Here is a 13,725-nt window from a genome sequence, read left to right on the forward strand (position 1 = left end):
TTCTGTATGAAATACGTAATCGGCGTAGATGACGGAATGACAAAATATGTAATTAAAGCAATGGATTTGGAAGGGAGGACGCTGGCGGAAAAATCGAGAGGCGCGATCAACCGCAAAATAGTAGGAGAGAAAAAAGCCGAACGCTTAGTATCCGAAGTGACCGAAGCTCTTTTGAATGATTTCGGCGCTAAAATAGAAGACTGCAAATGCGTTGTTGTCGGCGCGGTGGGCATTGATTCGTCCGGAGACCTTTTAGTCGTAGAGAGTTTTTACGCAGCACTGGGCTTTCCTTGTCCCATCTTCTGTATGAACGACGGAAAGGTAGCGCTATACGGGGCGACGGGAGGCGTCGGCGTCGTGGCAATTTCAAGCGCGGGTTCTATTGTGGTCGGTCGGAATGAAACGGGAAAAATAACGCGCTCAGGAGGATATCCTCTCACCATTATGGGCAACGAAGGCTCCGCTCAGTGGCTCGCCGTTATGGCCCTTAAGCATATGTCAAGGTGGGTGGATGAAAGCGTTCCCACGACAAAATTGGTTATGAATATGATCGAACACTTCCACGGATTTGACTCAAACAAACTGATTAAGTGCGCAAACAGCCTCCGACGCAATCTGATTAAGCCTGAAATGGCTTCTCTGGTATATAGCGCGGCAATCGATGGCGACGAGGCTGCCGTGGATATTTTGCGCAAAGGTGCCATGGAACTCGTCAATGTGTCGCGGGAGGTGGTTCAGAAGCTGGAATTTGAAAAAGAATCCGCTTTTGTGTGTGGAATGTGGGGTAGCGTATTTCATGATTCGGCGATCTTTGCGGATGAGTACAGGCGGCTCTTTTTGCAGGAATACCCTAATTCCAGCCTGGTATGTCCACAGGTTGACGGCGCGGACAGCGCGGCCCAGATGGCTTTGGATTATTTAGGCGGCGGAATACCGTTTATAACTGAGCTAGAGGAAAAATAACCAATAGGAGGAGGCCAGAGTATTGAGCACCTCATTTACGGAAAGAACGCAAACGCAAAAATTCAGAAACCTTTTGAGATTGATTTGGAAGTACAGGATGGTTTACACCTTATTGGCTCCGGGCCTTATCTGGTACATCATTTTTGTTTACGGACCCATGGGTGGACTTACCTTAGCTTTCAAAAGCTATCGGGTGAGCGGCGGAATATGGGGCAGTCCGTGGGTTGGCATGGAGAACTTCAAATATATATTTGTGGATCAGGCGTTTATACGTTCAGTAGTTCGTACCTTGGAAATCAACTTGGGAAGAATGGTCTTTCAGTTCCCGATGGCAATTGTGATTGCCCTTCTTTTAAATGAAGTGATTTTCCTAAGGATGAAAAAAAGTTTGCAAACGATACTCACGTTTCCGCATTTTTTATCATGGGTGGTACTATCAAGCGTCCTGATTACTGTTTTGTCTTACGACGGGTTTGTTAACGGCATGATTAAGACGTTTGGCCTTAAATCTTTTAATTTTTTAGGAAATGAATCCATTTTTGTCCCCTTGCTGTACATTACTGAGATCTGGAAGAGTTCAGGCTGGGGGGCAATCATCTACCTGGCGGCCATATCTGGCATTGATGCAGAGCAATACGAGGCCGCGGCCATTGATGGGGTAAACCGGTTTCAAAGAATGTTCCACATTACGCTGCCCGGTATTATGCCCACGATCATTGTTATGTTTATCCTCACCATGGGCGGTCTGATGTCCACGGGATTCGATCAGATTTTCAATCTGAGCAATGACGCGGTACGCGGCGTAGCTGAAACTTTGGATATGTATATTTATAAAATCTCATTCCAAAGCGCGCCGGATTTTTCTTACTCAACGGCGGTAAGCCTTTTCCGTTCCGTAATTAATATGGCATTATTATTGGCGGCTGACCGCATCGCAAAGCTGATGGGTAAAGATGGCTTAATGGGCTAGAGAGGAGGCGAGGGTCATATGAAATCAACTAAAAGCTTGAAAAGAAAGACGATAGGCGATTATCTTATTCCTGCTATTTTGATTATATGGGGATTAATAGTTTTGTTTCCGTTTTTCAGCGTTGTCGTCATTTCCTTTACATCAGAGGCCGAATACATTAAAACCCCGTTGCTTCTCTTCCCAATGGAACCGACGCTGGAATCGTATAAACGGATATTTGAGGATGGGCGTATCGCGAGCGGTTATTTTACTACATTTAAGCTCCTGGCAATGTCGTTGCCGCTCAGTTTATTTCTTACCACAAGTTTTGCTTACGGGATGAGCCGCAAAAATTTTCCCGGGCGCAAATTCATCTTCTACTTTGTGTTGATCGCTATGATTTTTGACGGCGGAATCATCCCTTTGTATATGCTAATGAAGGATCTGCACCTGGTGCCCAATAATTTATGGGCTGTTGTTCTGGCAAACACAGTGAGTACCTTTTACATGATTCTCATGCACAATTTTTTCAAAGCCCTGCCTGATTCGCTTATGGAATCAGCGAGGATAGACGGAGCGGGGGAATGGCGGATTCTTGCCAATATTGTTTTGCCGCTGTCCGCGCCCGTACTTGCCACAATAACCTTGTTCTACACAGTGGACCGCTGGAATGAATGGTTTCACCCTATGCTTTTTTTGCAAAGAGGGGAGCTTCAACCGCTGCAACTGGTGCTGCGAAGCATTGTAATCGATGCGCAAATGGACATGGTGAAAACCGGCGGGAACACGATCGAGCTGGCGTCAAATTTCGCTATGGGAGTAAAAACGGCCGCTATCATATGTACCATGCTTCCGGTTATGCTGTTCTTCCCGTTCCTGCAAAAATACTTTGTGAAGGGTATTATGGTCGGCGCGGTAAAATAACAATATTGCGCCGAATTGTAATATATAAAAAAAAGGGAGGATAATTTTTTATGAAAAAAACAAAAACACTCACGTCTCTGCTTGTGACGGTCATGCTGGCCGGTGTTGTTTCAGCATGTTCGTCAAATGAGACCGCATCCCCGGCCGCATCCGCACCGGCGCCGTCGGGAGCCACGGGGCAAGAACAAAATAAGTATGCCGAGCATATGACAATTTCGTATGCCGTCGGCAGTAATAACCTTGACGTAAACGACGATGATTTTTCAAAAATTTGGAAGGATAAGTTCAACTTTGACTGGGAAATCAGGCCGGTAGCATCCAATAACAACAGTGAAACATTTCGCATCTGGATCAATTCCGGCGATATGGCCGATATCGGGAGCTGGAACTATAATCATTCAGAGTATGTATCCTATGTAAAGCAGGGACTGCTTAAGGAATTGCCTGAAGGCTGGCGTGAGAAGTGGCCGAACCTCGCCGCGTCCCAAGATGCGACAGGAATTGCCAAATATGTTTCGGATCAAGTGGGCAGTGACAATATTCTGTTTAAGCCTATCATGGGTGACAACTATCCGCTTGACACGCTGATCGACAACTCGGGAATGTGGTACCGCGCAGATTGGTTCCGTGCCGTTGGCGCCGAAGTAAAGGATTCTTACAGCATTACTGAACTCATGGATATCGCGATGAAGGTCAAGCAACAGGATCCCGGCAAAGTAGGCAAGGCGCTGATTCCTATTATCTTTCCCACATCGGACCTTCCTCATCTCTTCATACACCCCAACGCTACACACTACCGGGATGTCTCTCAGTTCTACCAGGACGCTGACGGAGTGTTTCATTGGGGACTCGCCGATCCAGATATCCTGGTAGGATTGAAGCTGTGGCGGCAGGCCTATGACGAGGGGCTGTTGCATCCTGAATTCTACAATCTGCCAGGCGGAAGGGAAACGGAAGCGCAACTGAGTACCGCCGGCGTTGCTGCGATGAATGCCTCCTCGGGTATGGGCTCCGTGGGCACCCGGCAGGCCAGCTTTATGAGCACGAATTTAGACGTTGATCCTGACGAGGCGTTGAACTTTGCGTTTATTACGGATGACAAGGGCGCTTATCGGGGCAGTGAAGCCCCCAACTTCGCCGGTAGTCTTATATTCAACCCGAAACTGGATGATGCCAAGTTTGAACGGATACTCGACATTCTCGACGAGTCCGCTTCCGAGGAAGGGCAGAAACTCATTAACATGGGTATTGAAGGCACTGACTGGGAAACAAAGCCCGACGGCACGATTACTAACTTGAACGGGGACATCCAAATTTCCGACAAATACAAGAGTATCCAGGACTTATGGCCCAACCTGGTCCGTCTGCGCGACGATTATCAGTTGGTTAATCCGACATTGCCGCAGATTTGGCGCGATAAAGGCCTCAATCAGTATATGGAGAAAGCCAAGGTCATTGATTTCAATAATCCCGAGATTTTTGCGAAACTCGACCCGGACGTATACTTTTATAATTCACCCGCGCGTACCCGCGCTGTCATGGACCTCAATGCAGAATTAGCGGGAATTGTTCTGAAGGGACCTGATGTAGAGGCCAACTGGAAAGCTTGGGTCAAAGCAAAGATGCCACTGATTCAGCCTGTTCTGGATGAGCTTACCGCGATGAAGAAAAAATAGGAGGTAAAGAGAAAGGTCAAAAACACCATCCCATTTGATTGATCCGGTAAAACAGACAATAAACAAGAAGCCCCCGGTTGCAGGATAATAAACCTGCAACTGGGGGTAATGTTGGCATGAAAATTGTTGCTATGTATGGTGGAACGGCCAACTACCCCGAAGGGACGATGTGGAGTGAGCGGAAGAAAGAAGTTATTCATTGATGGCAGGTGGGTTGAAGCTCAAAACTACGAGAGTCTCAAGTCGCCCTACTCAGAGGAGACGATCGCTGAAATTCCTCAAGCTACGATACTGGAGACCGAATCTGCTATCGCCGCCGCCGATCGTGCCGCTAAGGTCATGGCTGCGATGTCGAGCCATCAGAGAGCCGAAATTTTGGGTAAAGTTACATCGCTCCTGACCGAGCGAGCCGAGGAGGCAGCCCGGCTGATCGCCGCGGAAGCCGCCAAACCGCTTGCCATGGCCCGCGCGGAAGTGCAGCGTACCATCATGACCTATAAGTTTTCCTCGGAGGAAGCAAGGCGCATTCACGGTGAGCAATTCGCGGTTGACGCCGCGCCTGGCGGGGAAAACCGGACAGCCTACACCGTCAGGGAGCCGCTGGGAGCCGTCGGCGCCATTACGCCATTCAACTTTCCGATGAATCTTGTCGCCCATAAGGTCGGGCCTGCGATTGCAGCCGGCAATTCGGTCGTTTTGAAACCCGCTTCGCAAACCCCGTTAAGTTCGTTTTTCGTGGCGGAATTGTTTGCTGAAGCCGGTCTTCCCGACGGAGCATTAAATGTTGTGACGGGGAGTGGAAGGACAGTTGGCGACAAGATCGTGACGGACCCGCGTATCAAAGCCGTGACGTTTACGGGAAGTCCGGAAGTCGGAATGGAAATTCGCAGCAGAGCGGGGTTAAAGCGGGCGACCTTGGAACTCGGCTCGAATTCGGCGTTGATCGTCGATCGGGACGTTGACATCGACGAAATTATTGCCCGTTGCGTCATCAGCTCGTTCAGTTTCCAGGGGCAGGTGTGCATTTCGCTGCAGCGGATTTACGTTCATGAAGCGATTTACGACACGTTTGTCAACAAGTTCGTAGAAACGACACACAAGCTGACCATCGGAGACCCGCTGGACGAAAGGACCGATCTTTCCGCCTTGATCAGCCGGAAAGACGTCGAGCGAACGTTGAGCTGGATTGAGGAAGCCAAACAGAACGGTGCGGTGATCGCCACAGGGGGAACCGCTGAACGCAATATTGTTCTGCCTACGGTTTTGCTCGGAGTCGATCCGAAGACGAAAGTTTCCTGCCAGGAAGCTTTTGCGCCTGTCGTGCTAATCAATAAGGTGAAATCCGTTGAGGAGGCCGTGAATTACATCAACGACTCGCGCTTCGGACTGCAAGCCGGCATTTATACCTCGAACATGCATAATGCTTTCAGCGCGGCAAAAACACTGCATGTCGGAGGTGTGATGCTCAACGATACACCTTCTTTTCGGGTGGACCAAATGCCCTACGGCGGCGTGAAAGACAGCGGCATGGGCCGCGAGGGAGTCAAATATGCCGTTGAGGAATTGACGGAAATGAAGTTGATCGTGATTAACCATAATATAACGCACGCCCGTCAATGAGAGGGGATTCACCATGATTATCGGGATTCCAAAAGAAATCAAAAATAATGAGAACCGTGTCGCCATTACGCCATCCGGAGTGTTGAGCTTGGTCGGACGAGGTCATCAGGTATTCGTCGAGTCGGGCGCCGGAGCGGGCAGTGGTTTTGCGGATGAGGATTATTCGAAGGCCGGAGCGCAGATCGCGGCGGCGTCCGATGTTTGGTCGCAGGCGGAGATGATTCTCAAGGTCAAGGAGCCGCTGCCGTCGGAGTACATGTATTTTCGAAAAGGGCTGATTCTGTTCACGTATTTGCATTTGGCAGCCGAGCGCAAGCTTGCCCAAGCTCTCGTGGATAGCGGCGTTACCGCTGTTGCGTATGAAACGGTGGAGACAGGCGGGAGGTTGCCGCTGCTTACCCCAATGAGCGAAGTGGCCGGCAGAATGTCGGTGCAGATCGGCGCGCAATTTTTGGAAAAGCCGCACGGAGGAATCGGAATTTTATTGTCCGGCATCCCGGGAGTCAAACGCGGCAAGGTGACAATTGTCGGCGGCGGCGTCGTCGGAACGAATGCGGCCAAAATCGCGATCGGGCTCGGCGGAGACGTCACAATTATCGATTCCAATCCTGATCGGCTTCGCGCGTTGGATGATCTGTTCGGAAAATCCGTGAACACGGTGATCTCGAATCCGGCGAACATCGCGGAATGCGTGAAGGAGTCGGATCTGGTCATCGGAGCGGTACTCATTCCCGGTGCGAAAGCTCCCAGACTCGTCTCGGAAGAAATGGTCAAGACGATGAAACCCGGCTCCGTCATCGTCGACGTCGCCGTAGACCAGGGAGGTATTTTTGAAACGGTCGACAGCGTGACGACGCATGACAATCCTACTTATATCAAGCACGGCGTTGTTCATTACGCGGTCGCCAACATGCCGGGTGCGGTGTCGCGGACTTCCACCATCGGACTTACCAACGTTACGATGCCTTATGTCCTGGAAATCGCGGACAAGGGATTGGCAAGCGCGGTGAACGGGAATCCTGCCTTGGCCAAAGGCTTGAATGTAACGGAAGGACAGGTCACCTGCGCTCCGGTCGCAAGAGAGCTCGGCTTCCCTTACGTTCCTTACGAGAAGATACTGCTGGTAAACACCAAATAAACCGGATCCCAGGGAAATAGGGAGCGGGAGTGGAGGGTTAACAACGTGAACGTTTTAGAAATCGCCGTCCTGCCGGGCGACGGCATCGGCAAGGAAGTGATGCCGGAAGCGCTCGAAGTGCTGCGCTGCATCGCACAGATTCACGGCGGTATTCGTTTCGATTTTGTCGAGTTTCCGTGGAACTGCGAATACTACTGCGAGACGGGCAAAATGATGCCGGATGACGGGTTGGACACACTTGCGGGCTTCAATGGCATTTTTCTCGGTGCGGTCGGCGATCCTCGGCTCGTGCCGGATCACATCTCGCTCTGGGGATTGCTGCTCAAAATCCGCAAAGGCTTCCGCCAGACGATCAATCTCCGCCCGGCCAAGCAATTAAAAGGCGTCGCATCGCCGCTGGTGAACCCCAAAAACTTCGACCTGATTGTCGTTCGGGAGAACAGCGAAGGAGAATACAGCGAGATTGGCGGGAGGATTCATCAAGGCGAGGATGAAGTCGCGATCCAGAACGCAGTATTTACACGCAAAGGGTCCGAAGCGGCGATGCGCTATGCCTTCGAGTTGGCGCAGAAAAGAAGCGGACATGTGACGAGTGCAACCAAGTCGAACGGGATTTATCATACGATGCCGTTCTGGGATCAGATTTTCAAGGAAGTGCAAACCGACTATCCTGAAGTGAAAACCAGCTCGTATCATATCGATGCGCTTGCCGCGTTTTTTGTCAGCCGTCCGCAGCTGTTCGATGTGGTGGTGGCCAGCAACTTGTTCGGCGATATTTTGACCGATCTTGGGGGAGCCATTATGGGAAGCATCGGAATCGCCCCTTCCATCAATATCAATTTGGACGGCAAATATCCGTCCATGTTCGAGCCGGTACACGGTTCCGCGCCTGATATATACGGCAAAGGCATCGCAAATCCCGTCGGCCAGATTTGGACGGCGAAGATGATGCTCGATTATTTTGGCGAAGAGGAACTCGGAACCGCGCTTCTTCAGGTCATCGAAGATGTCATGGAAAGCGGGATTCGTACGGCGGATGTCGGCGGAACGGCATCGACGCAAGAGGTCGGGGACGCGATTCGGGAAAGACTTCATCGTTTGAATTAAAGAGAGCAGCAATGGGTTAAATTGTACCCTTTTCATTATAAATTCGGCGTGAGGAGAAGAAAGATGGCTGATAATCAACGATTGATGGAACTGGATCGTAAGCATATTTTGCATCCGACCAGCCCGATTAAGGATCATTACGAACAGGGACCGTCTGTCATCATGCAGCGGGGCGAAGGCATTTATGTGTACGATACCGAAGGAAAACAGTATCTCGACGGGTTATCCTCCCTATGGAACGTCAATGTGGGCCACGGGAGGCAGGAACTGGCGCAAGCGGCTATGGAGCAAATGAGCAAGTTGGCCTACAGCCACTCCTTCAACCGGTTTTCCCATGAGCCAGCCATCCTGCTGGCCGAGAAAATAGCGTCTCTCGCGCCCGCCGACTTGAACGTCTGCCATTTCACATCGGGCGGCTCGGAATCGAACGATACTGTATTTAAATTGATTCGCCATTATTTCAAATTGAAGGGCGAGACGAACCGCTATAAAATCATCGCCCGCTATCGCGCCTACCATGGCGTGACGATGGGCGCGACGAGCGCAACCGGCATCCCGGTATTCCGCCAGATGGGCGGACCGCTCGCCGATGGATTCGTGCAAGCGGGCGCTCCATACAGCTATCGCTGCGACAAGTGCGAATCTTGCGCCGAAGGCGGCGCCGCCTGCGCGGTGCAAAGTATGGAGGAGGCGATTCTCCGGGAAGGTCCTGACACAGTGGCGGCGGTTATTGTCGAACCGATTCAGGGAGCAGGCGGGGTCATCGTTCCGCCGCCCGGCTACATGAAAGAAATCCGCCGTCTTTGCGACAAGTACGGCATTCTGATGATCGCCGACGAGGTCATTACCGGCTTCGGACGAACCGGGAAATGGTTCGGCATGGAGCACGAGGGTGTGGTTGCCGACCTGATGACGTTCGCGAAAGGGATTACGAGCGGGTACGTTCCGCTTGGCGGCGTGATTTTGAACGACGGCTTGCATAAGGAACTTGCGGAGCTGTCCACCGCGGTATTGCCTCATGGATATACCTATAGCGGACATCCGACCGCTTGCGCAGTGGCGCTTAAAAATCTGGAGATCATCGAACGGGAAAATCTGGTCGCGAATGCTGCCGCCATGGGCCAAGTTCTTAGCGCCGGGCTGGAGCAGTTGAAGCGGGATTCGGATATTGTAGGCAACGTCACGTACCGGGGGCTGCTCGCTTCGGTTGAGCTCGTCGAAGACAAGGCGGACAAACGGGCGTTTCCGGCAGCCAAGAAGGCTGCGCAGCTCGTATTCGACAAGGCGAAGGAAAAAGGTCTGATCACGCGCGCGATCACGATCGATAATACGGACATCATAGCCCTATGTCCTCCTTTGACCATTCAGAAGGATCAGGTGGAGTCGCTCATAGACATCCTGGCGACATCGATAGCGGATGCACGGAAGGAATTGTTGGGTTGATAGCCGAAATCCCATGCGCATGATTCGTACAAAATCTATTACATGCGCGCCGGGGAACGGACGGGCTTGGCTTTCAGCCGCTCGTCCTGTTCGCCAGGAGAAAAACATTTTGGCACGATTTCTTGAAATATAAGAGAGTATAAAATTCCGTCATACTTTGCTTCTATTTTTGATGAAGAAACTAACTCTTTCGCCAGAGGACGGCAGAGCCGTTTCTTCTTAACCTTATAGAATTTATAAGTTTCACATTTATTCATTTCTATAAGGTCTGAGGGAAGAAACTTACTGTGCCACCAAAGGACGGCGACAGCCGTTTCTTCTTGCGTACTTGAACATGTAGTATTTGGAAGAAGCAAGGAGGGGGAACGGACTTGGGAGAAACCTTAAGCGTGCTGGGCGCAGGGCTGATGGGCCATTCCATCGCGCTGACGGCGGCATGGGCCGGTTTTTCGGTCGTTTTGCAGGGGAACAGTGAAGCCGGGCTGGCGCGCGCGGACAAAGGAATTTGCGACAAGCTGGCGTTGCTGGCCGACAACGGTCTGATCAAGCAGGAGGACATTGCGACGATGCGCGGGCGCATCCGCACAACGGTTTCGGTGCCGGACGCTGTAGCGAACGCGAGCTTCGTTATCGAGTCGATTCCCGAGCAGCTGGAGCTGAAGCGGCAGCTTTACGAGCAGCTGGATGCGTTGTGCGATGAAAGCGTTGTATTGGCGAGCAATACGTCCGGGCTGAGCCCGACGGCGATTGCCGAGCGGATGAAGCGGCCGGAGCGGATGGTCGTCACACACTTTTGGAATCCTGCGCATTTGCTGCCTCTCGTCGAGGTCGTACGCGGGGAGAAAACCGACGACAAGACGGCGGATCGGGCGATGCAGCTGCTGCGGGCTATGGACAAAAAACCGATTCTCGTGAAAAAGGATGTGCTCGGATCGGTCGGTAACCGGCTTCAGTATGCGCTGTTCCGGGAGGCGCAGTATATTTTGGAGCAGGGCATCGCCAGCATGGAGGATATCGACGCCGCCGTGACGTACAGCCTCGGGCGCCGGCTCCCCATAACCGGTCCATTCATGACGGCCGACATGGGCGGTCTTGAAGTGTTTGACGCCATTTCGGGCTATTTGTTCGCCGATTTGAGCAAGGCCGATCAATCGCTCGACGCTATGCGCGCGCTGGTTGACAGCGGCAAGTACGGGCTAAAAACCGGCGCCGGCTTTTACGAGTGGGACGAAGCGTTTTCCGCGCAAATGACCAAGGCCCGGGAGCAGGAGCTCATTCGGTACTTGAAGCGGGATATGGGGCTGGAATAGCCTGAATTTCGAATGAATCATTCTAACCACTGAAACCCGATTAACGTTGTTGTTGTGCAACAATACCGCAATGATCCGATTTCGCCGAATCAATGGGCCGTTTTTCTCACGAACGGCCCGATTGATCGCCCTTTTGAAACGTATGACCGGATTTAACAAAAAAAGGAAGGTGGTTTTACAAATGTATCAACCCCTACTCGATCAGCTCAAGGAGAGTCGGTACATCCGCAGGTCCATGAAAGTGGACGAATCGGATTCCGCTTATGAACGCTGGCGCAAGAAGCCCATTTTGAAGTCCCGTGAGCTTCAACTGTGCGAAAATTTTGATACCCTGATCCAAAAGGGCCCAGGCACCATACACAGGGATTTTACAAACACCATATCCGGCAAGGGAAGCGTCCGGCTGGACACACCCACTTCAACCGCCGTCAAAAGACCAAACAACCGCAGATATGATGAACCCGGCATATTATTTCCGCTGCAGCACGAAAACCTCTATGAGTACAACCGCATCTCACTGTGGGTCTATGTGGACTCTCCCGGCTTTTCCAACCAATTTGTCCTGGTGGCACTGCACAATGAGGGTGAGCACATCATGCCCGTGCCCGGCCGTTTTGAGGGCATGCATCACGCTGACATGACGCCCGGCCAGTGGACACAGATTATCTGGGAGCTCCCCGATATCTACCGCGACAATGTCACCGGCATCTCGGTATACACTTTCCTGCCCGGCTCACCCATGAATGCCTCGGACAGCATGTCCCTTTATATTGACGATTTGCGGATTGAAATGGTAGAGCCCGAAAAGAGCCGCGGCTGGGACCTTCCATCAGGTACCATAGCATACTGTCACAGCGGCTACCTGAGTGATGCGCGCAAACAGGCGCTGGTACAGGGCTCCGATGCAGAAACCTTTTCATTGGCCGATGACAAGGGTAAAACCGTGTATACCGGCAAAGTAACGGCTTGCGAAAACGGCTTTGGCCTTGTGGATTTCTCCGGTTTTAAAACACCCGGCTTCTATACTATTACTGCAGGGGATTTCACTTCCAAAGCCTTTCCCATCGGTCCGGACGCATTTCTCGCCGCCGCCTGGAAAAGCCTTAGCTTCTTCTTCACCGAGCGCTGCGGCTTCGAAGTACCGGAGCTTCACATCGAATGCCACCTCGATACCTTCTGCAAACACCCCGACGGGCGCACTATACCTGTACATGGCGGCTGGCACGATGCTGCAGATTTATCGCAGGCTATAGATAAAACCGCAGATGTCATTGTCGCCATGCTGGACCTCGGCGACGCCACCCGTGAAACGCAGCCGGACCTTTCCGAGCGCGTACTGGAGGAAGCCCGCTGGGGACTGAACTGGGCGATGCGCACCCGTTTTGGCGACGGCTACCGTCATACCAGCCTCACTAAGGGCATCTGGACCAAGAATTACCGCGGCGATAAGGACGACATGACGGGGGAGGCAAAGAATACCGCCATTCATAACTACACCGCCGCCTATACCTGCGCCTACGGCGCACCGTTTTACAAATGGGACAGGAATTTCTACGACTGGTGTGTCAAGTGCGCCAGTGAAGACTTTTTCTTTGCCGAAGATACGATTGCAGCTTCGAACGATAACAGTTTGATGTCTGAGCGTATCGCAGTGGCCACTTCCGCCGCTGCCATGCTCTACCGCGTGACTGGTGAGACACGCTTTCTTGACGCGGCGGCGAACCGTGCGCGACAGCTGGCCCAATGCCAGCAGCTGGAGCGCAGGACGGACTTTTCCCTGCCGCTGCACGGCTACTTCTACGAAGATCGTGATAAAACAAGGCCCATCAGCTTTTACCACCGCAGTTATGAGCATTTCTTCATGAAGGGCTTCACACTGCTGCTCGTCGACGCGCCGGATCACCCGGATGCGGGGTTGTGGAGGCAGTGCGTGGATGCTTACACCGACTACATCAAGGAAACCGCACACGTAATGGAGCCCTACGGCATATTGCCGGCAGGCGTATACGAAGTCGGCAACACCGATTATTCCAAGATGTCGCACGAGGGGTCAAAGGACATTGGCGGTCCGACGATCGAAGAATATAATGCGCAGGTGAAAAACGGGATCAAGCTGAACGAAAACACATATCTGCGCAGATTCCCGGTGTCCTACCAGTTCCGTGGCTTTCATGCGACCTTACTGAGCAAGGCCAAAAACGTTTTCACCCTGGCAAGGTTCCTTGGCGACCGCGAGCTTTATGACATAGCGGCCAGGCAACTGGAATATGTTCTGGGCTTCAACCCCTTCGCCATGAGCACCATGTATGGAGAAGGCTATGATTATCCTCTGCTCTACGGCGGCTTTGCAGGCCAACCTGTGGGCGCAGTGCCTGTCGGCTTCGAGACTTTCGAAAACGAAGACGAGCCATACATGCCCATGCAAAACAACTGCACCTATAAAGAAGTATGGGTGTGTAGCACTGCGCGCGTGATGTGGAGTATTGCAGAGGTTTACAAGGGCATCTGATTCTTTATTTCCGCCATAAGCGTCAAATCCGGCACACGGGATCTATTCGACTTCCAGCGCGTGCTTCCGGGCGGCAAGGGTCGGCT

General features: G+C 52.1%; 10 protein-coding genes. All 10 read left to right on the forward strand.

What is annotated here, in order from left to right; translation table 11 throughout:
* Positions 1-6 precede the first annotated feature (6 nt).
* The 10 genes from ACFOLF_RS20695 (at position 7) to ACFOLF_RS20740 (ending at position 13,639) form a co-directional block, all read left to right on the forward strand.
* Entirely contained in the window at positions 7-963 is a 957-nt protein-coding gene (locus ACFOLF_RS20695; RefSeq protein ID WP_210046978.1) for a BadF/BadG/BcrA/BcrD ATPase family protein, read from the forward strand.
* A gap of 22 nt (positions 964-985) precedes the next feature.
* Complete coding sequence (locus tag ACFOLF_RS20700) at positions 986-1,933, forward strand: ABC transporter permease (protein ID WP_379114603.1); 948 nt, start codon at positions 986-988, stop codon at positions 1,931-1,933.
* Positions 1,934-1,951: 18 nt separating this feature from the next.
* Complete coding sequence (locus ACFOLF_RS20705; protein ID WP_210046977.1) at positions 1,952-2,836, forward strand: carbohydrate ABC transporter permease; 885 nt, start codon at positions 1,952-1,954, stop codon at positions 2,834-2,836.
* A gap of 50 nt (positions 2,837-2,886) precedes the next feature.
* A complete protein-coding gene (locus tag ACFOLF_RS20710; RefSeq protein ID WP_210046976.1) occupies positions 2,887-4,512 on the forward strand; it encodes an ABC transporter substrate-binding protein in 1,626 nt (541 codons plus the stop codon).
* A gap of 174 nt (positions 4,513-4,686) precedes the next feature.
* Positions 4,687-6,132: an aldehyde dehydrogenase family protein gene (locus ACFOLF_RS20715; protein WP_379114605.1), complete on the forward strand. Its 1,446-nt coding sequence runs from the start codon at positions 4,687-4,689 to the stop codon at positions 6,130-6,132.
* Between the two features lie 13 nt (positions 6,133-6,145).
* Positions 6,146-7,270: an alanine dehydrogenase gene (gene ald, locus ACFOLF_RS20720; RefSeq protein WP_210046974.1), complete on the forward strand. Its 1,125-nt coding sequence runs from the start codon at positions 6,146-6,148 to the stop codon at positions 7,268-7,270.
* A gap of 45 nt (positions 7,271-7,315) precedes the next feature.
* Positions 7,316-8,377, forward strand: a complete 1,062-nt coding sequence (locus tag ACFOLF_RS20725; RefSeq protein ID WP_210046973.1) for a tartrate dehydrogenase — start codon at positions 7,316-7,318, stop codon at positions 8,375-8,377.
* Positions 8,378-8,440: 63 nt separating this feature from the next.
* Entirely contained in the window at positions 8,441-9,820 is a 1,380-nt protein-coding gene (locus tag ACFOLF_RS20730; protein ID WP_210046972.1) for an aminotransferase family protein, read from the forward strand.
* A 371-nt stretch (positions 9,821-10,191) separates the two neighbouring features.
* On the forward strand, positions 10,192-11,130 hold the full coding sequence (locus ACFOLF_RS20735) for a 3-hydroxyacyl-CoA dehydrogenase family protein (RefSeq protein WP_379114607.1): 939 nt from the start codon (positions 10,192-10,194) through the stop codon (positions 11,128-11,130).
* A 181-nt stretch (positions 11,131-11,311) separates the two neighbouring features.
* The gene (locus ACFOLF_RS20740; protein WP_210046971.1) at positions 11,312-13,639 is read left to right on the forward strand and encodes a glycoside hydrolase family 9 protein; all 2,328 of its coding nucleotides are present in this window, start codon (positions 11,312-11,314) and stop codon (positions 13,637-13,639) included.
* The last annotated feature ends 86 nt before the right edge of the window (positions 13,640-13,725 follow it).

This window comes from Paenibacillus sepulcri (genome assembly GCF_042647105.1).
Classification (GTDB): Bacteria; Bacillota; Bacilli; order Paenibacillales; family Paenibacillaceae; genus Paenibacillus_Z; species Paenibacillus_Z sepulcri.